This is a genomic window from Paenibacillus macerans, from assembly GCF_900454495.1.
GTDB lineage: Bacteria > Bacillota > Bacilli > Paenibacillales > Paenibacillaceae > Fontibacillus > Fontibacillus macerans.
Map to the genome: position 1 here is coordinate 2,062,389 of NZ_UGSI01000002.1, position 22,130 is coordinate 2,084,518.

A 22,130-nucleotide genomic window follows, 5' to 3' on the forward strand; every position below is an offset into this window, starting at 1 on the left:
CTTGCTTTAAGGATAGACGCGGCTAGCTTTTATTTCACTCCAAACCTCGACTCCGGATTCGCTTCTGGAGTATTCATGATGATTTGTGGCTTCAAGAATATCGTAGTAGTACCACATGCCGGAGATATTGTCCGGCCACTGTTTCGTATCCTTATGAATTCCGTCCTTATCGACTTTTCTGTTCAGTACGCTGTTGATGAATTTGGCGGCTTCAGCCCGGGTAATGTATTGTTCCGGTTTGAAGGTTCCGTCCGTGTAGCCTTTGATCCAGCCTTTGTTGGCTGCGGAGGCGATATATTTTTCCGCCCAGTGCCCCGTAATGTCCGTGAACGTATCGTTTTGCCGTTCGTCCAGCTTGTCGAAGCGGGAAGCGATCGCCGCAAATTCGGCTCGGGTAATATATTGCCCCGGCTTAAAGATGCCGTCCGGATATCCCGTAATAATTCCGGCATTCTCCATCGTCGAAATATGTTTATTGGACCAGCGCGTATTTCCAACGTCAGAGAAGGAATTTCCGGTTTTCAGGTAGGCGGAGCGGCTTTCATCATCGAGCAATCGGTAGAAAATCGCCGCGACTTCTTCACGGGTAATATTGTTCAACGGCTTAACCGTGCCGTCCGGATACCCGTTAATGTAGTCGTAATGATTTTCCGTTTCCAGTTTTGGCGGAACGGCAGGCAGCGGCGGCAACGGCGGAAGCGGATCTACTTCCGGTGTGCTTGGGCTTGGATTCGGGTTTGAACTTCCCGAATTATCCGATCCGCTGGAGCCGGATGAATCCGACGATTTTTTAGTGTAGTAGAACGCGTACTCTTGGCCTTCCTGATCACTAAACGTGTAGGAAGCGGTCGCTTTCACTGGATTGTACCCGGATACCGATACGGCCGTCAGCGTTTTCGTCTCTCCCGGTTTGCCGGATACTGTGGTCTGACTCGCCAATTGCCGGTTTGTGCCGTTTTCCAAATACTTGACGGTCAATTGCCGATCCGCCGGTGCGTTTTTCGTGTAATAGAAGACATAAGTCTGATTCGGATCGTCGGTCCAAGTATGCGTGTGGTTTGCAACTTCCGGAGTATATCCTTCTACCTGTTTAGCGGAGAACTCTATTCCGGCCCCAATGCGGCCTTTGTAGATCTCCTGTGCGGCCAACTCGTTACCTGTTTCTCGATCTCGATAAGAGACGGTGACCTGTGCCAGTTCATCCGGTTCGCCTTTAACGTAGTAGATGGTATATTCCTGTCCAGCGTCTAGTGTAATTTTAATGTCGTATTTGGTTTGTTCCGGGAAATAAACGACATCGGTCACTGAAATTGGTTCAGGATAAAAGACCAAATTCGTTCCGGCGATACCTTTGGAAGCCGTTGGCTCGATAAGCTCTTCATCGGTCTCTCGGTCCACATGGTGGATCGTTACAATACGCTCCTGACCGGTATTGCCTTGGGCATACTTGAATACGAATTGCTGCACCTGATCTTCTGTGAAGGTGTACGGCACTTCATAAGCGTGCGGTTTGTAAACCGCCCCCGTAACGGTGTCTGTGTAATTTTCGGCCGTCAGGGTAATTTTTTCGCCTACTTTGCCCGAACGCTCAGTTGGATTGAGCAAGTCTTTACCTGTCTGTTGATCCACGTATCTGACGGTCAGAGTCCTGCTGTCATCCGGTTCGGTGGCATTGGCTGTGTAGTAGAAGATATGCGGAGCATTCTCCACGCCAAGCTCATAGTTGAAGCTTGGCTCCACCGGGGTGTAGCCCGGGATGCCGATCGCTTTGAGCTCGAGCGTTTGCCCGGTCACGCCTTCAACCGTAGTTGGGTCAGCGAGTTTCTTGTTGGTGCCTTGCTCGAGGTACTGCACTTCTACGCTTTGCTTATGGGCGACGTAGTAGAAGGTGTACTCGTTACTGCCTTCGGCTTTAACCACGTACTCGGCAGTTTTGTTTTCCGGAGTGTAGCCCGGAATTTCGGCTGCTTCGAGAGTTACGGTTTTGCCGGTGTGTCCCGTCACAGTGCGAGGTTCGATCAGTTCATTCCCCAATTCCTTCTCCACGAACTTCACTGTAACGGTTTGTTCGCTCGGTGTGTAGTAGAAGATATGCGGAGCATTCTCCACGCCAAGCTTATAGTTGAAGCTTGGCTCCACCGGGGTGTAGCCCGGGATGCCGATCGCTTTGAGCTCGAGTGTTTGCCCGGTCACGCCTTCAACCGTAGTTGGGTCAGCGAGTTTCTTGTTGGTGCCTTGCTCGAGGTACTGTACTTCTACGCTTTGCTTATTAGCGACGTAGTAGAAGGTGTACTCGTTACTGCCTTCGGCTTTAACCACGTACTCGGCAGTTTTGTTTTCCGGAGTGTAGCCCGGAATTTCGACAGCCGTTAGAGTTACTTTTTGCCCAGCGACACCTTTTACCGTAGTTGATTGAGCGAGTTCCTTTTCTGTTCCCTGCTCCAAATAATGAACGGTAACTGTCCGTTCAACCGCTTCCTCATAACCAAACCAAACTGTCGGTGTCGGATTGGTAGCGGTAAGCCGGATGCTAACAGGATTTTCTCCTACCTTCAACTGATACCCGGCAATGTTTTTGGCCGATACGGAATATTCCGCAGCCCCGATCGGCAAAGCCTCATTCCCGTTTTGATCCTTGTAATACTCGCTATAAAGCAATTCCGCGAATTCCGGTCCTTCCACTTCAACGCCTTCGGCATTGACAGGCTTGCCGCTCGCATTGACTTTATAGCCCTTCATGAGGATGGAACCGTTGCCGATGCTTACTTTCGGCACCTCAAAATCCTTCGAAACTTTCTCGCCCGTAACATTCGTATATTCGATTGTCGTTTTGCCGTTCGTAGGATAGAGGACATTAGAAACGGGGTTTTTGGATTGGTCCAAGACCACTTTGTAAGTTAATGAAGCAGGTTCACCTTCGGCGATATTGCCGACGTCCCAAGTAAATGTCTCGGTTGCAGCGTTCCAAGTTACCGTACCTTGCGATGCGGAATAATCCTGAGGACTGACTTGTGCGCCTTGTTTCTTGAGATTGAACATGTCTCCCATCGGATCAACGACTTTGGCATTTTGAGCCGCATAGGAAATCTTTCCGGCCATTTCGCGGAAAATCGTGTTCAATTCATCGCTGTTGGCAGGGAAGTAGCCTTCGCTTTGAATGTCTTTTAACACATTTATCGCGTTGCTGTTGTTTGAAACTTCCAAGCCTACCGAAAAGATCTTGAGCCCTGCATCTTTGGCGATTTTTGCTTCGGAAATGGTACCGATGCCGTTATCCTTGACTTGATAATTGTTGATGTTGTAGGTGTCGTTTTTACAGTTAAAACCAAAGATATTACAATCATAGTTTTTAAAAGTAAAATCTGCACCTGTCCCAAGGGTTTTTCCGTAATCAAAACTCGTAATCGAAAAGTTGTTGCTGCTGTTAGGCCAGTTGAATCCTTCAGCATGTGTTCCCTTGAAGCTGAATGTTGGTTCACCGTCGCTTAACAACACGATTATTTTGTTTTGCGCGATACTGTTCGCCAACAGGTCGCTAGCTTTCTTCAAGCCCGCCTGGATATTCGTTCCGCCGGTCGGTTCAATACCTTCTATGGCATTTTTCAAAGCGTTCTTATTGCCAGCACCTTTAAAACCTGAGATAAGGGTAGAGGATTTATTAAATGAGACCACAGCGATTTGGGTGGAAGAGTTTGGTAACAGCAAATTATCCACAAATTTCTTTGCGGCATCTTTAGCGTTATCCATCTTCGATGGTGTAAACCATCCACTTCGCTGGTCCATGCTCCCCGACTTATCGATGACCAGCACGATGTCCGAGCTGGTCCGGACGTTTTTTCCTTCAGCCTTGAGCGTAATTTCCCACTCGCCAGGGCTCCCTGTAGGTTGGGCGGTTTTGCTCAATTGAATGGCTCCGGGATTCGGCCAGACGGGGTCCCCCGAACTTGCGCCGAAGACGGACAGGGGACTGGCAAAAAGCGAAAACATGCAAATCCAGGACAATATTATTTTTAACCCGCGTTTCATTGGTTCCTCCTCATTTTTTCATAGAATTCCTCCCTTTCAGGCACTAATTTTCTACCCTCCTTGCTTTGGGTATTTTATATATCTCACGGAAAAATCCGTTGAGAACGAGGGGAAAATAAAAAAGGCTGCATAAACAATAGTATTCATTGTTATGCAGCCGGACGGTCATTAATTCGCTTTTCGAATTGTTAGACTCCAAGGCTTTGCGACCTAATCTTTCGATTAGTGTGCCGAATATTCGATTATAGTTAAAAAGACCTGGATGTAGTAAAATATTACTAATATCCTATCAAACAATTTCAATATATTTCAAAAAAAAGCACTTGTCAACAATGTAATAGATAAAAAAGTCACAGTATAGATGATCCGAGCTTCCATACTATATTTTTTCGGATATTATCGTTTAAAAAGACAAAAGTACTCCTCTTTTCCAATTGTTAAATAATTTCAAACATTAAATAGCAGAAATGACACAGAATTAGTGCAATATTGTTATACAATAAAAGAAGCGCATGAAATTTTGGTTAAAGGAGCTCAAATGTATTGAACAAAAAGGCACTCCAGTTTGTAATAGGTTTCATGATTTGTTCGGTGATTCTATCGGCTTGCGGGAATATAACAAGCGCGCCTGCTTCCACGGAAAAAACAAAAACAGAAGTTACTCAAACGAAAAATGAAACCAGCCCTGCAACTGATAATAGTAAGGGATCTCAAAAAACAATCAGTCTCGATGTCGATGGCGAGATTTATAAGGTGGCAGTAAAAGACGAAAATGCGGAGAAATATACCTTTGCCGTTAAAACACCCAAAGGAATGGTTTGGATTCCTGCGCCAACGCTAGAGCAGCGTCCTGAAACGGAAAGTTATCCAGAGTACTATCCTACCGAGCCTTTTAGTATATATCTAAGTAATGCAAAAGATAATACGCTGGATATCAACACATCGACGAAACTTCTAACCCTACCCCTTAAAGATGGCGAAGCCGATGTCGTAGTTGATGACTTATTTGCCGTAAACGATACGATTTTATATCATACCGTTTCCGATTTTCGTGGTGGTTCGCAGCCTCTAAGACAACAATTATGGGCAATGAATGTTAATGATCCAAGCAGCAACAAGGTCATCGAAGAATTTCATGCCTCTGGAGGCAGATTTTATCATTATACAGTAGATAATTCGGAAGGTTTGTACGTGGGCGTTTACACTACGCCAGGCAATCCGGATGGGAGTTACACCAATGAAGCATTTGTCTATAACACCAAAACCGGTCAGAAAGAGATACTTAGGGATTTCGAATTCGATAGCGGGGAAATTCAATTTACTTATGAAGGAAAAAAACATTTATACGAACTGACAATAAAGTAAAAGCCCGAAAGTGCGGCGTGAATATTCACGCCGCACTTTCGGGCTTTTACATTTGAGCCACCTGTTTCGAGGAGTTTCGACGAAAATCGCCTGCACTTTTGCAGTTCGTAGCAGTTCGTACACCGCTCTTGGCTCTTCTTTTCCCCGTTATCCCCCATACCCAACGTAAGAGAACAACCATTATACAGTTTGGCGCGCCGCTACTTTAGCGACTCCCGCTGCTTTAGCGCCCGGTACGTTTTTGCTTTTCCGCGTCCCGGTAGGCGCTGGGCGATTGGCCGGTCACTTTTTTGAACAGCATGGAAAAATACTTGTCATTCCCATACCCGACACGGGAGGCGATTTCATGGATTGCTGCGTCGCTGCCCGCAAGCAGGCGTTTGGCCTCTTCGATGCGGCGGGTGATCAGGTAGTTGACGGGCGAATCGCCCAGTTCCTTTTTGAACAGGTGGGATAAATAATGCTGGCTGACGTACAGCGTGTCGGCGATTTCTTTTAACGTGATGCTGCGGGTGTAGTTTTTATCGATAAATTGCTTGGTCCGGACCGTGATTTCGTTTTTGTCCTTGAGCGGGTCAAACGGATGTTTGACGTCGACGATCCGGTACAAGAGCGTAATGAGCGACATCAGCAGGTTGTTGCTGAGCGTTTCGTAGCCCAGTACCTGCGAATCGCACTCCTGCAGCATTTCCGACAGGCAGCTTTCCACTTTGTAGGCGTATTTTTCGCATGGAATGACCGGCTCCACGTACGCGGGAAGCAGTTGCCCTTGGGGGACGCCTTCGATATGCACGTTACTTACGCCGCAGTAAATCAATTTGAACGGTTCCGGACTCAGCGAGCGTTCCTCGTGCGGTACGCCGGCGTTGTATACGGCCACGTCCCCGGGGCGAACCTCGTACGTTTTGCCCGCGATCCGGAATTCTCCGGCGCCTTCAACAATATAAATAATTTCGCAAAAATCATGGATCTGCGGCGGGGCGTAAAATCGGCGCTCATCGACGACTTGGCCGGCGAACAGCAGCTCGGGCGTTTTTTTGAAGCGAAAACGATCGCTTTTGCGATGCGGAATTTCGATTTTTGGCACGCTAGAGTTCCTCCCCACGATCGGATGGATACGCCTATTATATCCCAAGCGGGTGAGGTTGGAAAAAAAGCTGGACCTCAGGTTTCACATTTCAACAAGCCGATCTGATCGGGAGGCGGTTTCAGGTTTTCGCGGCCTGCCTGGCCGGACGTTCTGATTGGAAATCTCCAATGGAATCGGAAATAAAGTGGGGATGCGGCGGTTTGATTGGATTTTTCCAATAGATGAATCCCAGCATGGCGCAATACAGACGTTTCGAGCGAAATCTATTGGATATTTCCAATGAGAGGAAAAAAAGGCGTTTCGATATCCGGCAATCTATTGGATTTTTCCAATAAGGGGTGTAGTAACTCTGACGGGCTGAGAAGATCACTGGTGTACAGTACGCGAAATTCACGCCTGCATAGGCTTCATGTTTTCAATGGATGCGCTATTTGGAAGCTATGTCTGGGCGGATGAACGGGGCTTGCGGGAGAGGTTCACTTTTTTGCGGTTTTGTGCTGCGAATAAGGCAATATAGTAGGTTCACGAAGCTGGTTAGCTCATTTTAAAATGAGACCATATTCCAAGGCCAAGGAGGCAGGACAGGTATGGTTGAAAACGATTACAGATGGAGAAACGGATTTCCGAAAATCGGCATTCGCCCGACGATTGACGGCAGACGGCGAGGAGTCCGCGAATCGCTTGAGGAACAGACGATGAACCTGGCCAAGGCGGTTGCGCGCCTGCTCAGCGCCGAGCTGCGTTATCCGAACGGCCGGCCGGTGGAATGCGTCATTGCCGACACATGTATCGGCGGAGTAGCGGAAGCGGCCGCCGCGGCAAAAAAATTCAAGCAGGCCGAAGTCGGCCTATCGATCACGGTGACCCCTTGCTGGTGTTATGGCACGGAAACGATGGATACCGACCCGCTGATTCCGAAAGCGGTGTGGGGCTTTAACGGCACCGGGCGGCCGGGGGCGGTCTATCTGGCGGCGGTCTTGTCCGCGCACGCGCAAAAAGGGCTGCCGGCGTTCGGCATTTACGGAGAAGACGTGCAGGACGAAGGCGACGACCGGATTCCGGACGATGTGCAGGAGAAGCTGCTGCGTTTTGCCCGCGGCGGGCTGGCGGCGGCGATGATGCGTGATCAGGCCTATCTGTCGATGGGATCGGTGTCGATGGGCATCGCGGGCTCGATGGTGAACGACTCCTTTTTCCAGGAATATCTGGGCATGCGGAACGAATACGTTGACATGAGCGAATTTACGCGCCGGATCGAAGAGGAGATTTTTGACCCCGAGGAATACAAGCGGGCGCTGGACTGGGTGAAAAACAACTGCCAGGAAGGGCCGGACAACAACCCGGCGCATCTGCAAACGTCCCGCGAGCGCAAGGATCGGGAATGGGAAACGGTCGTCAAAATGACGCTGATCGCGCGCGATCTGATGATCGGCAATCCGCGCCTGGCCGAACTGGGCTTTGAGGAGGAAGCGCAGGGTCATCATGCGATCGCCTCCGGATTCCAGGGGCAGCGCCAGTGGACGGATCATTTTCCGAACGGGGATTTTATGGAGACGCTGCTGAATTCGTCGTTTGATTGGAACGGAACGCGTTCTCCTTATGTAGTGGCCACGGAAAACGACAGCTTAAACGGCGTCGGCATGCTGTTCGGGTACCTGCTGACCAATACGGCGCAGATTTTTGCCGACGTGCGCACGTACTGGAGCCCTTCCTCCGTGGAGCGGGTGACCGGCTATAAGCTGGAAGGCCGCGCGGCGGGCGGCATTTTGCATTTGATCAATTCGGGCTCGGCGGCGCTGGACGGCACCGGCGAACAGACGAAAAACGGCGCGCCCGCGATCAAACCGTACTGGGAAATCAGCGCGGAAGAAGTCGAACGCATGCTCAAAGCAACGCAGTGGCGCCCGGCTTCGGTGGAATATTTTCGCGGCGGCGGGTTCTCGACCGATTATTTGACCCGCGGCGGCATGCCGATGACGATGGCGCGGCTCAATCTGGTGAAGGGGCTCGGCCCGGTGCTGCAAATCGCCGAAGGTTACTCGGTCGATCTGCCGGAACACGTACACGATACGCTGGATCAGCGGACCGACCCGACCTGGCCGTCGACCTGGTTCGCCCCGATCCTGACCGGCAGCGGCGCGTTCACCAGCGTCTACGATGTCATGGACCATTGGGGCGCCAATCACGGCGTGATCAGCTACGGGCACATCGGCGCCGACTTGATCACACTGGCTTCGATCCTGCGTATCCCCGTCAGCATGCACAACGTGCCGAAGGAGAAAATCTTCCGCCCGCGCGCCTGGGGCCTGTTCGGCACCGAAGACGCGGAAAGCGCCGATTTCCGCGCCTGCACGGCGTTCGGACCGCTGTACAGTTAGGCTCTGGAGGCATTACTTTTCTGATTTCGAAGTGTCCGCCTTTTGAAAGACATTTTGGCTGAAAGTCCACAAGAAAAGGACGGAAAGACCTAATCAGCTAACCGCGGACAATCTAAATCAACATATTAAGCCCAAAAGGAGAATTGCAAAAATGGATCAGGATAACGCCGGAGAAATCCGGCAGGAACTTTGCAAATACGCCCGCAAAATCGTGGAAAACGGGCTGGTCGTAGGGCCGGGGGGCAATATCAGCGCCCGGGCGGGAGATAAAATGTACTTGTCGCCGAGCGGTTTCGCCCTTGAGGAGATCGAGCCGGAGCAGTGGATCGAAGTGGACATTCCGACGGGGCAGGTGACGGATAGCGGGCTGCGCCCGTCATCGGAAGTGCTGATGCATTTGTACGGATACCGGCAAAAGCCCGATATCGGCGCCATGGTGCACACCCACCCGCCGAATTGCATCGCTTTTACGCTGATCGAGCGGGAGCTGCCGATCATGTTTCCGGATCAAGCCGCACTGGTCGGACGGACGGCGTATATTCCGTACCTCATTCCGACGACCGACCTGCTTGCTGATGCCGTGGCGGCCAAAGTTGGTGAGACAAGCTCGATTTTGCTCGGCAACCATGGGCTTGTAACGACCGGCCGGAATCTTCGCGAGGCGTACTATCGGACCCAGGTCGTCGAGGAGAGCGCGAAGATTTATTTAAGCGCCCGGGCGGCGGGAACGCCGGTGCCGCTCACCGATCGGGAAGTGGCGGATATCGCCGCGCTGGAGAGCGAGGATTACCGGATTCAGCTGCTGCAAAAAATGAAATAACGGAAGGTGCGTTAAGCATGTCCATGTCTATGAACGTGAGCGAACGGCGACTTCCATTTCCTTGCGTTTTGGCGTTTGATTTGGGAGCGGGCAGCGGCCGCGCCATTATAGGCGAGATTGTTGCGGAGGGCGCACAAGGCCAAGGCAAGCTCGAAATTACGGAAGTCCACCGTTTTCCGAACGTCCCGGTCCAAATCGGCAGCCATTTGCATTGGGACACGCCGAGGCTGCTGCAGGAAATCAAAAACGGGATTCGCAAAGCTTTTCAGGCCGGCTTCCAACCGGAAAGCTGCGGTATCGATACCTGGGGCGTCGATTTCGGACTCCTTGACCAAAACGGCGAGCTGATGGGCATCCCGTACCATTACCGGGACCGGCAGACCGAAGGACTGGTGGAGGAAGTATCCGCCCTGGCCGGTCCGGAGCGGCTGTTTCGCGAGAGCGGGCTGCAGTTTATGCCCTTTAATACGATATATCAGCTTTACGCGATGAAAAAAGCCGCTTCCCCCAAGCTGGACAACGCTGCAACCCTGCTGCTCACGCCCGATTTGCTGAACTATTTTCTCACCGGAAAACGGTCCTGCGAATTTTCGATGGCGACCACTACGGGGCTCTATGACCCGGGACAGGGCGCTTGGAACCGGAAGCTGATGGAGGAGCTTGGTCTGCCTGGGGACATTTTTCCGGAACCGGTGCCGCCGGGGACGGTGATCGGAGAGCTTACGGCCGAGGTTTGCGCTGAGCTGGACGTGCCGCCGATCCAAGTGGTCGCCGTCGCTTCGCACGATACGGAATCGGCCGCGGCGGCCGTGCCGGCAGCGTCTTCGTCCTTCGCGTACCTGGTCAGCGGCACTTGGTCGCTGCTCGGCACGCAGATGCCTGGGCCATTGCTCACGCCCGCGGTGTTCGAGCAGCAATTTTCCAATGAAGGCGGCGTGGACGGAAGCTTCCATTTGCTGAAAAACATCATGGGGCTGTGGATTTTGCAGGAATGCAAGCGCAAATGGGAGCAGGGAAGCGGCGACAGCTTCACGTTTGCCGAACTCGTCAGGCTGGCGGAGGAGGCCAAGCCGCTGCGCTCCTTGATCGATCCGGACGACCTGCGCTTCATGAATCCGGCGGACATGCCGGAGGAAATCCGCGGCTACTGCCGGGAGACCGGGCAGCCGGAGCCGGATTCGGCCGGCGGCACGGTCCGCTGCATCCTGGAAAGCCTGGCGCTGCGCTACCGGCAGGTGCTGGAGCAGGCCGAGGCGCTGACCGGCTCGCGTTTTGCCGGCCTGCATATGGTCGGCGGCGGCGTTCAGAACGAGCTGCTGTGCGGCTTTACGGCCGACGCCATCGGACGCCCGGTCTGGGCCGGACCGGTGGAGGCGAGCGCGATCGGCAATCTGCTTGTACAGTTCAGAGCCGCCGGCCGGATCAAAGATATGCGGGAGGGGCGGGAACTGGTGAAGTCGTCGTTCCCGCTCCGAACTTTCCAGCCGGGCAGCCCGGAGCGCCGGGCGGAATGGGCGAGAGCCTACAAGCGGTATCTGCGGCTTGCCGCTTCCCCGATCGGCGGCCGTTTCCGTTCCGGCAGCTAGGTGGGCGGTTCGTTTACTCACTATAAGAATTTGGGAGGCCGGTGTATGTTAAAAGGAATTTCCGGCTTGATCACGCCGGATTTGATCAAAATTTTGATGGAGATGGGACATTCGGACGAAATCGTCATCGCCGACGGCAATTTTCCGGCGGCCAGCCATGCCCGGCGTTTGGTGCGCTGCGGCGGGCACGGGATCCCCGAGCTGCTGGAGGCGATCCTGCCGCTGTTTCCCCTCGATGTTTATGTCGACCGGCCCGTGTCCTTGATGGCGGTGACACCGGGGGACGCGGTGGAAACGCCGATCTGGGGCAAATACCGGGAAATTGTAAGCCGGTACCATCCGGTGGACGACAATGACCCTTTCGAGGAGGTGGAGCGGTTCGCTTTTTACGAAAGGGCCAAACAGGCTTACGCTATCGTATCCACCGGGGAAAAAGCGCTGTATGCCAACGTGATTTTAAAAAAGGGCGTCGTCATTCAGGCCCCTTAGAGGCTGCTCTAGCCAGATACCTGATTCCCGCAGTCCCGGGGTCAACGCAATGTTCTAATTGGAAATATCCAATAGAATTGAAAAAATACCGGCAAATACCCCACGGCTATATAGGATATTTCCATAGAATCGCACTGGCGTTGCATTAACTTTTGCTCAAGTCTTCCCGTAAAAGCCATCCGAAATCTAACGGTTGCAGCAGCGGCTATTTGCCGAAAAAAGACCTTTTCGAAATTCTAACGATTGCCAGCGCCGTTATTTGCCTGAATTCAAGCAGAAATTACCGGTTTTCAGCGAAATAAGCTCCATGGCAACCGTTACAATTTGAAATCAACGGTATTGGAATAAATAGCGCTTGTGGCAACCGTTAGAATATTGGGGTGCCCAGAAAATGTATCTTGCCAGATTTAAATGCAACGCCAGTGATAGAATCGGCTTGGCACGGTGAAAAACGGGCGCTTTGAGCGAAATCTATTGGATATTTTTCAATTAGAGATCCAAATTGCCTCCGCTTTTCGTCAATCTATTGGATTTTTTCCAATCAGGCGGTAGGGCAACTGAACTTTGTAACGGTTATCGGCAGGCCGATTCGAAAATCTTCCGTTAAGGGAACGGAGGATTTTTTTATTTTTTCTTGAAAGCGCTATATTCAAAACGAAACAAATGGTTTAAAATTAAAACAAACAAAAATAAAGAAAAAAACAAACATTCAAAAATGGAGGTAAAGAAAAAACATGGTTCAGAACTTATGGGATTCATCCAAAGCAGCGGCATTAACTCCCGGACTTGATGAGCTGGTGTACCGCTCCAACCTGCTGGGCGCGGACCGCCGGGTATGCAACTGGGGCGGAGGCAACACGTCGAGCAAAACGATCGAAAAAGATTTTCGCGGGCGCAACGTCGAGGTGATGTGGGTGAAAGGCAGCGGATCGGACCTGGCGACGATGAAGGCGGGGAATTTCACCGGCCTGCGTATGGACGATATCCGGCCGCTGTTCGAGCGGGAGGAGATGTCCGATGAGGAGATGGTCGCTTACCTGGCGAACTGCATGATCGATGCCAAACATCCGCGCGCGTCGATCGAGACGCTGCTGCACGCTTTTTTGCCGTTCAAGCATGTGGACCACACCCACCCGGACGCGATTATCAGCTTGTGCTGCGCCGATAACGGCAAGGAGATTGCCCGGGAAATTTACGGCAGCCGTTTCGTCTGGGTTCCTTATATCCGGCCGGGCTTCACGTTGTCCAAGATGATCGCCGAAGGCGTGCTGGCCAACCCTGAAGCGGAGCTGGTGCTGATGGAAAAGCACGGGCTCGTGACCTGGGGCGATACGCCGGAAGCGTGCTATGCCAAAACGGTCGCGATCATCAATGAAGCGGAACGCTACATTGAAGCGCAGGTTCAGGCGCAGGCCGCGGAAGGCCGGGTGTTCGGCGGAGCTAAGGCCGAGCCGCTTCCGGCGGAGCAGCGCAAACGGATTGCGGCGGCGGTGATGCCGCTGGTCAGAGGGCTGGCGAGCGGCGACAAGCCGGTGATCGTCACGTTTGACGACGAAGCCGATGTGCTGGAATTCACCGGCAGCCAGGACGCCGCGCAGCTGTCGCGAATCGGCGCCGCCTGCCCGGATCACCTGGTGCATACCAAGGTGGTGCCGCTGTTAGTCGACTGGACGCCGGCCGCGGACGACATCGACGGCCTGAAAAACAAATTAAAGGACGGCATTGCCGCCTATAAAGAGCAGTATCAGGCTTATTTTGAGCGCAACAAGCAGGCGGATGACGTGATGTTCGACGCGGCTCCCCGCGTGATCCTGATCCCCGGCCTCGGGATGCTGAACACCGGCAAAAGCTGGACCAACTCCAAGCTGAGCGGCGCTTTGTACCACCGGGCGATCGCCGTGATGAAAGGGGCGACCGCGCTGGGCCGGTTCGTGTCGCTTAGCGAAAACGAGTCTTATAACGTAGAGTACTGGCCGCTGGAGCTGTACAAATTGTCGCTTGCGCCCGCCGAAGCGGAGTTCTCCCGCAAGGTCGCTTTTATTACCGGAGGGGCCGGCGGCATCGGCAGCGAAACGGCGCGGCGTCTAGTAGAAGAAGGCGCTCATGTCGTGCTTGCGGACCTCAACCTGGAAGGTGCGCAAAAAGTGGCTGCCGAGATCAACGCCAAATACGGCGAAAACCGGGCGCTGGCGGTCAAAATGGACGTGACCCAGGAAGACCAGGTGGCGGCGGCCTATGCGGAAACGGCGCTTGCCTACGGGGGCGTCGACATCATCGTCAACAACGCCGGACTTGCCACCTCCAGCCCGTTCACGGAAACGTCGCTAAAGGAATGGAATTTGAATATTTCCGTGCTTGGCACGGGATATTTTCTCGTGGCGCGCGAAGCGTTCAAACAGATGAAGGAGCAAAATACCGGCGGCAGCATGGTGTTCATCGGCTCGAAAAACTCGGTGTATGCGGGGAAAAACGTCACCGCCTACAGCTCCGCCAAAGCGCTGGAAGCCCATTTGGCTCGCTGCATCGCCGCCGAAGGCGGGGAAATCGGCATCCGCGTCAATACGATTTTGCCGGATGCAATTTTGCAGGGTTCGGCGATATGGAACTCTAACTGGCGCAACGAGCGGGCCGCCGCCTACGGTATCGAGCCGGATCAATTGGAGGAGTACTACCGCAAGCGGACGACGCTGCTCGTCAACATTTATCCGCGCGACATCGCCGAAGGCGTGGCGTTCTTCGCTTCGTCGAAAGCGGCCAAAACGACCGGCTGCATGCTGACGATCGACGGCGGGGTTCCGGCGGCTTTTGTTCGCTAATTTGTTTGCGAATATGAAGACTAGTAGATAGTTCCTGAAATAACGTGAGCATGGGGACGTTCTTTCTGCAGGTGATAAAATAAAGACAAAAAACGGCGTTATTTCAGCGGTATTTCTCATTTTGAGTAAAATAGAGGAATTTTTTACCGCTATTTTCTTATATCGCCGGAAAATAGCCGTTTCTCCCACCGTTCATGGGAAAATAAGGACATAAAATTCCGCTATTGGTGATAGCCTGCTTCATTCCGGAAAATAAGGGCATAAAATTCCCCTATTTTTATGAGGGGGTTCACGGAGGGGCTCAGGCAGCACCTCACGTTATTTTCAAAACGTTCAACTAGAAAGGATAGGGCAGGAGGATGCAGATGTTAGCTGCGGAGAGATATGAAAAAATCGTCCGCCTCGTCAACGAACGCGGCAGCATACGCGTGTCGGAGCTGAGCGAGCTGTGCCAGGTGACTGAGGAGACGATCCGGCGGGACCTGGACCGGCTGGAAAGCGCGGGGCGGCTGCTGCGCTCCCACGGCGGCGCGGTCAGTGTGCAGGGCCACCAGCCGGAGACGCCTTACTTCGAACGCGAGGTCATGCAGGCGGAGGAGAAAAAAAGAATCGCCCGCGAAGCGGTAAAGCGGATTCAGCCCCGGGAGCGGATTTTGCTTGATGCAAGCACGACGGCCTGGTATATGGCGGCCGATTTGCCGGATATGCCGCTGACCGTGCTGACCAATTCGCTGAAGGTTGCCGCCGAGCTTGGGAACAAGGAGCAGATCGAGGTTATTTCCACCGGCGGCCAGCTGGCGCGGCGTTCGATGTCCTGGGTGGGGCCGCTCGCCGAGCGCTCTTTGGACGCGTACCACGTCGACAAGCTGTTTTTATCATGCAAAGGGTTCCACCTCGAGCGCGGGATCAGCGAGTCGAACGAACTGCAGGCGATGGTCAAGCGGAAAATGATCGACATCGCGGACGAGGTCGTGCTGCTGGCCGATGCCAGCAAATTCGGGCAGCAGTCTTTTGCCCATGTGGCGCCTACGGAACGGCTGCATGCGATCATCACCGATTACCGGCCGGATGAAGCGGTTTTGGGCGAGCTGGGCAAGCGGTCGATCAAGTTGATTTCGGTTTAAGCTGATCTCGGTTTGAGCGGATTGACCGGATTGACCGGATTGACCGGAGTATCCGCTACGCTGCGAACACCGGCAGGCAAGTAAAACGCATGGGAGGTGCTTAAGATGGACAAACAAACGGACGATGGAGTGCGTACGGAAATAGGGAAGATCGTAACAAATTCAGCGGAAAAGACAGATTCGGCCGCCGCTCCGGACATCAAGGTGTCGATGTTTATCACCTGCATCAGCGACGCGGTTTACCCGCGCATCGGAGAGGCGATGGCCCGGCTGCTTGCAAGGCTGGGCGTCAAGCTGGAGTTCCCGGCGAAGCAGACGTGCTGCGGACAACCGGCGTTCAACAGCGGGTACTGGGATGAGGCGCGGAAGTCGGCGGCCACGCTGCTGGAGGCTTTTGCGGACAGCGACTTTGTCATTGCGCCCTCGGGGTCGTGCATCGGGATGATCCACCATTACCCCAAGCTGTTCGAAAACGATCCCGTTCGGCTGGCGATGGCGCGGGAGTTGCAAAACAAATCGTACGAGTTTACGCAGTTTCTCGTGCAGGTGCTGGGCGTTGCCGATCTGGGCGCCGTGTTCCCGCATAAGGTCACTTACCATCCTTCCTGTCACGGCAGCCGGCTGCTGGGCATCAAGGACGAACCGATGGCGCTGCTGCAAAACGTCAGGGAACTGGACCTGGTTCCGCTTCCGTTCGCGGAGGATTGCTGCGGCTTCGGCGGAACGTTTGCAGTGAAGATGGCCGGCATCTCCGGGGCGATGGTGACGGAAAAAGCCGACCACGTGCTGGAGACGGAGGCGGAGGTGCTGACCGGGCTGGATATGGCCTGCCTGATGAACATCGCCGGCAATTTGCGCTACCGCAAGCAGCCGGTGCGCGTCATGCATCTGGCGGAACTGCTGTACGAGGGGGTGAGCGGAGCATGAACCAGGGAAGCACGACAGCTTCGCAAGCCCAAGCTCAAACTCAAACTCTAGTCCAAACCCAAACCCGGCCCCAGCCTGCCACGGTCAAAAAGCGCGCGGAGCTGGCGCTGAACAACGATTTTTTGCGCAAAGCGGTGCGTTTTACGACGGAACGGCTGCGGGACGGGAAAAAGAAAGCGTCCGAAGATCACGGCCATTGGGAGGAATGGCGGGAGCGCGGGCGGCAAATCCGCCTGCATACGATCGCGCATCTCGACTACTATTTGAACCGGTTTGCCGAGCAGGCCCGTGCCAACGGTGCGCACATCCATTTTGCCGCGACCGGCGAGGAAGCGGTCCGCATCGCCCTGGAGATCGCCGAGCGCAAGCACGCCGGCTCCGTGGTCAAATCGAAGTCGATGGTCAGCGAGGAGCTGCATATCAACAAAGCGCTGGAAAACATCGGCGTGGAGACGGTGGAAACCGACTTGGGCGAATACATTATCCAGCTCGCCGGGGAGGCCCCGTCCCATATCATTATCCCGGCGATCCACAAAAATCGCTACCAAATCGCCGAACTGCTGTCGCGCGAGGCCGGGGAGGAGCTGCCGCCCGATACGGCCGTGCTGGCCGGTTTCGTCCGGCGGAAGCTGCGCGCCAAATTTCTGGAGGCGGACATCGGCATGACCGGCTGCAATTTTGCCATCGCCGAGACCGGCTCGATCGTGCTGTTCGAAAACGAAGGCAACGCGCGGATGGTTTCCACCGTGCCGAAAACGCAGATCACCTTTATGGGCATGGAACGGATCATTCCGTCCTGGACCGATCTCGAAGTGATGGCGACGCTGCTGCCGCGTTCGGCGACGGGACAAAAGCTGACCGTCTACATGTCCGGCATTACCGGCCCGCGGCGAACCGGCGATGGCGACGGTCCGGAGGAAATGCACATCATCATCCTCGACAACGGGCGCTCCGAACAGCTCGGCGACCCGGAGTTCCAGGAGCTGCTGAACTGCATCCGCTGCGGCGCCTGCCTGAACGCCTGCCCGGTGTACCGCCACATCGGCGGCCACGCCTACGGCGGGACGTACAGCGGCCCGATCGGGGCGGTGCTGACGCCGGCGCTCACCCGCAATGTGGCCGAATGGGACGACATCGCTTCGGCCTCCAGCCTATGCGGGGCTTGTTACGAAGCTTGCCCGGTCAAAATCCCGCTGCATGACATGCTTGTCTACTTGCGCAGACGCAAGGTCGAGCAGGGCTACGGGAACAAGCTGGAGAACGCCGGGATGAAGGGCTTCGCCGCCGTGATGGCGAACTCCAAGCGGTTTCACCAGGCGCTGAAGCTCGGGCGCATCGCGCAAAAGCTCGTCGTGCGCGGCGGCGAAATCCCGGCGCGGATCGGCCCGCTGAAGGGCTGGAACAGCTGCCGCGTCGCTCCGAGCTTGGACCGGCAGCCGTTCCGCGAGCGCTGGGGCGGGCTGGAGCGGGAGCTGAACGCGGCGGCCCAAGCGGCGCAGACGGCGGCGCGCCGGAACGCGCAGGAGCGGCTGCAGGCCGCGCTGAAGAAACGTCCGGCCGGCGGGCAGCAATCTTCAGGCTGGCAACCGGCCGGTCAGGCATCCGTGCAGAAAGAAGGTCATACGTATGATGGATAAGGACTACGGCCAATGGCTCAAGGAAATGGAAGCGGATTCGCGCGCCAAGCAGGAGCAGTTTATGAACCGGATCGCCGGGCGTCTGAAGCGGCCGAGACTGCAGGAAGCTCCGCCGCGCGCTTTTAGGGGAGCGCCGGATTACTGGCGGGAGTTCGCGTGGAGTCCGGAGGAGAAGCTTAACCGGTTTGCGGAAAACTTCACGAGCGCCGGGGGGCATGTGGTGCGGCTGGCGGATATGGAAGCGGCCAAGACGTTTATGCTCGGCAAAGCGGAGGAAATGAAGGCGCGGTATATTTTGCGCCAAAACGATCCCGCGCTGGCGGAGCTCAGGCTGGAAACGGCGCTCGCCGCTTCCGGCGCCCGGCTGTCGGTGTGGAACACCGACGCCGAAGAGCCGTGGATCGCCCGCGCCGCGGAGGCGGACTTCGGCATCGTGATGGCCGATTGCGCCGTGGCTTACACCGGCTCCCTGGTCGTTAAATCGTCCCCGGAAAAAGGCCGCTCGGTCAGCCTGCTGCCGACGGTGCTGATCGCCGTCGTTCCCGTCGAGCGGATGAAGACACGGCTCGGCGAGGTGCTGGACGAATTTGACGAAGCGGGACGCTCCGCCCTGCCGGCCGGCATCCATTTCATCTCCGGGCCGAGCCGCTTCGCGGACATCGAAAACGACCTGACGATCGGCGTGCACGGCCCCGGCGTCGTGTTTGCCCTTCTGGTCGGTTAGTACAGCACCTCGATATTTTTGTCCCGCAGCAGCTTTAGCCAGGTTTCGGATGGGCGGCGATCGGTGATCAAATAATCGATCTGCTCCCAATCGGCCAGCTTGACGAAGGCGGTTTTGTCGAATTTGGTGTGGTCGGCGAGCAGGATCACTTTGCCGGCATGGCGCAGCATATGCTTCTTGAGCTCGCATTCCGGCTCGTTGGAATCGGAGACGCCTTTTTCCGGCGACATGCCTTTGCAGCTGATGATGGCGGTGTCGGCGTTGTATTTTTGCACCGTCTGTTCGGCGGTCGGCCCGACCAGCGACAGCGAGCGGCCGCGCAGCGTACCGCCGGTCGAGATGACCTGCAGCCCGGCGCCGGCGAATTCCTGCAGCACGCTGACGGAATTGGTGATGACGGTGACGTTGTTTTTCGGCGGCAAAGTTTTCAAAAACTCAAAACAAGTCGAGCTCGGGTCAACCATCAGCGTATCGCCGTCATGGACCAGGTCCATCGCTTTCAGGGCGATTTGCCGCTTGACCTCCACGTTCAGCGTATTGCGGGTCGTATACGGAAGATCCTCGTTCGTGTGCAGGACCAGCATGGCGCCGCCGTAGGTGCGATTGACGATCCCCTCCTTTTCCAGCTTTTCGAGATCGCGGCGGATCGTCTCTTCCGTCACCTCGAACATCCGGCTTAATTCCGACACCAGCACGCGTTTGTCCTGGTGCAGCAGGTCGATGATTTTTTGCTTTCGTTCAGCCGCCAGCATGGCATTCACCTCGGGATTTCTTTTTATAAGGCCCCAAATTGGCCTAGTCTTCCATTTCATCATAGCGGTAAATCTTAACCTTTTGAACCTCTCATCATGGTTAAAGCCACGAGATTCTTGGGTAGTCCGTTCTGCTGAACAGAATTAGCACGTAATGTGCCACCAAGCTATCCCCGAAGTTCCTGCGGTTCCTGAATTATGCAGATAAGAGCCTCTTGCCTTCGGCAAGGATGTTTTTGCTTGCATTGATGTCTCGATCATGGCGGGTTAGGCAGGCCGGACATACCCGCTCCCGAAGTTGAAGGTCTTTAACTTCTTTATTTTGGTAACCACAACACGAACGGAGTTGAGAAGAGGCGAAGGTTCGGCCAACAGTAACAACCATTCGCCCGTACCGCTTTGCTTTATACTCAAGCATCGTTCTAAATTGATACCAGGACACTTCACCAATCGCTTTGGCCAGATTATGGTTTTTCATCAGGTTAGACACCTGCAAATCTTCAATCGCAATCATATCGTGGTTTTTGACAATATGCGCTGATAGCTTTTGCAGGTAGTCTGTTCGGCAGTTGGCAATGCATTCTACTTTCGGATTGGTTTGTTCGCTCACCATAGTAACAAAACAGGATGATTCATCGCCATAATAATTTTACCATACGTAACAACCATGTCGATTCATTGACATGTCAAATGACATGCCTGAACCGAAGTTTTCTTATTCATGACTAAAGTCGCGAGTTTGCGAAAGCTCGTGATCAATGTCATAAATCAGACAAAAACAAAAATAAAACAACATAAACAATCTTTATATCGTTGACAACACAGAAAAACGGGCGTAGGATGAGATTGAAGAAAACGAGTTTTAAAATCGGCAACATTTCAAAGCGAGGAGCGCTGAAGGGATGAATCATCATATCGCCGTTGATATCGGCGCCTCCAGCGGGAGGCTGGTTGCGGGAAATCTGCAGGACGGTTTGATGACGCTGCGGGAAATTCACCGCTTCGACAACGGCTTTGCGGAGAAAAACGGACATTTTTACTGGGATATCGATCATCTGTTCCGGGAAATTTTGCGCGGGCTGACGGAGGCCAAACGGCTCGGCATTGAAAAATGCACGCTTGGCATCGACACCTGGGCGGTGGACTACGCGCTTCTGGACAGTCAAGGCGAACGGATCGGGGACGTGTTCTCTTACCGCGATCCCCGCACGAATGAGGCGGTGGACGAGGTCCACCGGCAGATGCCGTTTGCCAAAATCTACGCCAAAACCGGTATTCAACACCTTTCTTTTAATACGCTGTACCAACTGTACGCCCATGACCGCCGCGAGCTGGCGGCCGCCGAGCAGATCCTGCTCGTTCCGGACTATTTGTATTATTTGCTGTCGGGGCGGCCGATTCATGAAGCGACAAACGCTTCGACGACGGCCATGCTGAATCTGCAAACCCGGGATTACGATCCGGAATTGCTGGCCCTGCTCGGATTGCCGCGGGCGAAGTTTCCCGCTTTGACCGAACCGGGAACGCCGCTCGGTCCGCTGAAGCCGGAGCTGATGCAGGCTTACGATCTCCCCGAATGCGAGCTGATTTGCGCCGCGACGCACGACACGGCTTCCGCCGTGCTTGGCGTGCCGGCCCGCGGGGAATCCTGGGGATATCTCAGCAGCGGAACGTGGTCGCTGATCGGCGTGGAGCGGGATGCGCCGCTGGCCACGCGGGAGGCGATGGAGCGGAACTATACGAACGAATGGGGCGCCTACGGGACGTATCGCTTTTTGAAGAACATCATGGGCATGTGGCTGATCCAGGAAGTCCGCAAGGATTACGGAAAACAGTACAGCTTTGCCGAACTCGTCACGCTGGCCGAGGAAGTTCCGCCTTTCCGTTCGCTGATTTCCTGCAACGACGACCGCTTCCTCAACCCCCGGCATATGACGGAGGAAATCCGGCGCTACTGCGCGGAGACCGGCCAGCCCGTTCCGGATACGCCGGGCGAGGTGGCGAGATGCATTTTTGACAGCCTGGCCTTATCTTATGATTTTTACATTAAAGAGCTGGAACGTTTGACCGGGGAAAAAATCAACACCCTGCATATCGTCGGCGGCGGGGCCAACAACGAACTGTTATGCCAGCTGACGGCGGACGTGCTGGGGATCGCGGTGGAAGCGGGGCCGACGGAGTCGACCGCTTTGGGCAATCTGGCCGTGCAGATGGTGAGCTGCGGCGTTATCTCGAATATCGGCGAGGCCAGGGAAATCATCCGGCGCTCTTTTCCGGTTCGCAGTTATGCCCCGCAGCCGGTCGATCCGGAAGCGATCGCTGAGGCACGCAGCCGGTTCGCGGCGCTGACGGCGCTGACGGATCATCCATAAATGAAAAAAGAGGAGGAGAACACG

Annotated in this window: 14 protein-coding genes, 1 pseudogene and 1 riboswitch; of the genes and pseudogenes, 11 read left to right on the forward strand and 4 right to left on the reverse strand. The window is 54.6% G+C overall.

All coding sequences use genetic code 11. The features are described from left to right. Positions 1-6 precede the first annotated feature (6 nt). Positions 7-4,026: an S-layer homology domain-containing protein gene (locus tag DYE26_RS32480; RefSeq protein WP_115311371.1), complete on the reverse strand. Its 4,020-nt coding sequence runs from the start codon at positions 4,024-4,026 to the stop codon at positions 7-9. Positions 4,027-4,175: 149 nt separating this feature from the next. Then, positions 4,176-4,268, reverse strand: a riboswitch (cyclic di-GMP riboswitch). A 301-nt stretch (positions 4,269-4,569) separates the two neighbouring features. Between DYE26_RS32480 and DYE26_RS32485 the strand changes: the two genes are divergently transcribed. Further along, positions 4,570-5,391: a hypothetical protein gene (locus DYE26_RS32485; protein WP_036620979.1), complete on the forward strand. Its 822-nt coding sequence runs from the start codon at positions 4,570-4,572 to the stop codon at positions 5,389-5,391. A gap of 223 nt (positions 5,392-5,614) precedes the next feature. Here the strand turns inward: DYE26_RS32485 and DYE26_RS32490 are convergent, their stop codons facing one another. Further along, positions 5,615-6,478, reverse strand: coding sequence for an AraC family transcriptional regulator (locus DYE26_RS32490; protein WP_036620982.1), 864 nt, complete (start codon positions 6,476-6,478; stop codon positions 5,615-5,617). Between the two features lie 590 nt (positions 6,479-7,068). Between DYE26_RS32490 and DYE26_RS32495 the strand changes: the two genes are divergently transcribed. From DYE26_RS32495 to DYE26_RS32535, 9 genes are all read left to right on the forward strand, one after another. Beyond that, the gene (locus DYE26_RS32495; protein WP_036620983.1) at positions 7,069-8,859 is read left to right on the forward strand and encodes an L-fucose isomerase; all 1,791 of its coding nucleotides are present in this window, start codon (positions 7,069-7,071) and stop codon (positions 8,857-8,859) included. A 151-nt stretch (positions 8,860-9,010) separates the two neighbouring features. Then, on the forward strand, positions 9,011-9,679 hold the full coding sequence (locus tag DYE26_RS32500; protein WP_036620984.1) for a class II aldolase/adducin family protein: 669 nt from the start codon (positions 9,011-9,013) through the stop codon (positions 9,677-9,679). 17 nt (positions 9,680-9,696) lie between these two features. Continuing rightward, positions 9,697-11,265 carry a rhamnulokinase gene (locus DYE26_RS32505; protein WP_230877226.1) on the forward strand — a complete coding sequence of 523 codons (1,569 nt, stop codon included), beginning with the start codon at positions 9,697-9,699 and terminating at the stop codon, positions 11,263-11,265. 45 nt (positions 11,266-11,310) lie between these two features. Then, positions 11,311-11,754 carry an L-fucose mutarotase gene (gene fucU, locus DYE26_RS32510; protein ID WP_036620985.1) on the forward strand — a complete coding sequence of 148 codons (444 nt, stop codon included), beginning with the start codon at positions 11,311-11,313 and terminating at the stop codon, positions 11,752-11,754. Between the two features lie 734 nt (positions 11,755-12,488). Then, entirely contained in the window at positions 12,489-14,570 is a 2,082-nt protein-coding gene (locus DYE26_RS32515; protein ID WP_036620986.1) for a bifunctional rhamnulose-1-phosphate aldolase/short-chain dehydrogenase, read from the forward strand. A gap of 365 nt (positions 14,571-14,935) precedes the next feature. Then, complete coding sequence (locus tag DYE26_RS32520) at positions 14,936-15,694, forward strand: DeoR/GlpR family DNA-binding transcription regulator (protein WP_036620987.1); 759 nt, start codon at positions 14,936-14,938, stop codon at positions 15,692-15,694. A gap of 198 nt (positions 15,695-15,892) precedes the next feature. After that, the gene (locus tag DYE26_RS32525) at positions 15,893-16,621 is read left to right on the forward strand and encodes a (Fe-S)-binding protein (protein WP_036627790.1); all 729 of its coding nucleotides are present in this window, start codon (positions 15,893-15,895) and stop codon (positions 16,619-16,621) included. Continuing rightward, complete coding sequence (locus DYE26_RS32530) at positions 16,618-18,258, forward strand: LutB/LldF family L-lactate oxidation iron-sulfur protein (RefSeq protein ID WP_082207716.1); 1,641 nt, start codon at positions 16,618-16,620, stop codon at positions 18,256-18,258. The genes DYE26_RS32525 and DYE26_RS32530 overlap by 4 nt, the downstream gene beginning before the upstream one ends. Further along, the gene (locus tag DYE26_RS32535) at positions 18,251-18,982 is read left to right on the forward strand and encodes a LutC/YkgG family protein (protein WP_036627793.1); all 732 of its coding nucleotides are present in this window, start codon (positions 18,251-18,253) and stop codon (positions 18,980-18,982) included. The genes DYE26_RS32530 and DYE26_RS32535 overlap by 8 nt, the downstream gene beginning before the upstream one ends. On the opposite strand, the gene DYE26_RS32540 is transcribed toward DYE26_RS32535, so the two are convergent. Together DYE26_RS32540 and DYE26_RS32545 are read right to left on the reverse strand one after the other, a co-directional pair. Continuing rightward, the gene (locus DYE26_RS32540; protein WP_036620988.1) at positions 18,979-19,734 is read right to left on the reverse strand and encodes a DeoR/GlpR family DNA-binding transcription regulator; all 756 of its coding nucleotides are present in this window, start codon (positions 19,732-19,734) and stop codon (positions 18,979-18,981) included. The two genes, DYE26_RS32535 and DYE26_RS32540, sit on opposite strands and share 4 nt — an antisense overlap. 196 nt (positions 19,735-19,930) lie before the next feature. After that, a pseudogene (locus DYE26_RS32545) lies at positions 19,931-20,317 on the reverse strand (RNA-guided endonuclease TnpB family protein); the annotation flags it as partial. 319 nt (positions 20,318-20,636) lie between these two features. Between DYE26_RS32545 and rhaB the strand changes: the two are divergent. Beyond that, positions 20,637-22,106 carry a rhamnulokinase gene (gene rhaB / locus DYE26_RS32550; RefSeq protein ID WP_036620989.1) on the forward strand — a complete coding sequence of 490 codons (1,470 nt, stop codon included), beginning with the start codon at positions 20,637-20,639 and terminating at the stop codon, positions 22,104-22,106. Positions 22,107-22,130 lie beyond the last annotated feature (24 nt).

Bases quoted from the DNA above. Each gene is read 5' to 3' on its own strand.
- DYE26_RS32480 (WP_115311371.1), bottom strand. From the start codon at position 4,026: ATGAAACGCGGGTTAAAAATAATATTGTCCTGGATTTGCATGTTTTCG.
- DYE26_RS32495 (WP_036620983.1), top strand. From the start codon at position 7,069: ATGGTTGAAAACGATTACAGATGGAGAAACGGATTTCCGAAAATCGGC.
- DYE26_RS32500 (WP_036620984.1), top strand. From the start codon at position 9,011: ATGGATCAGGATAACGCCGGAGAAATCCGGCAGGAACTTTGCAAATAC.
- DYE26_RS32505 (WP_230877226.1), top strand. From the start codon at position 9,697: ATGTCCATGTCTATGAACGTGAGCGAACGGCGACTTCCATTTCCTTGC.
- fucU (WP_036620985.1), top strand. From the start codon at position 11,311: ATGTTAAAAGGAATTTCCGGCTTGATCACGCCGGATTTGATCAAAATT.
- DYE26_RS32515 (WP_036620986.1), top strand. From the start codon at position 12,489: ATGGTTCAGAACTTATGGGATTCATCCAAAGCAGCGGCATTAACTCCC.
- DYE26_RS32520 (WP_036620987.1), top strand. From the start codon at position 14,936: ATGTTAGCTGCGGAGAGATATGAAAAAATCGTCCGCCTCGTCAACGAA.
- DYE26_RS32530 (WP_082207716.1), top strand. From the start codon at position 16,618: ATGAACCAGGGAAGCACGACAGCTTCGCAAGCCCAAGCTCAAACTCAA.
- DYE26_RS32535 (WP_036627793.1), top strand. From the start codon at position 18,251: ATGGATAAGGACTACGGCCAATGGCTCAAGGAAATGGAAGCGGATTCG.
- DYE26_RS32540 (WP_036620988.1), bottom strand. From the start codon at position 19,734: ATGCTGGCGGCTGAACGAAAGCAAAAAATCATCGACCTGCTGCACCAG.
- rhaB (WP_036620989.1), top strand. From the start codon at position 20,637: ATGAATCATCATATCGCCGTTGATATCGGCGCCTCCAGCGGGAGGCTG.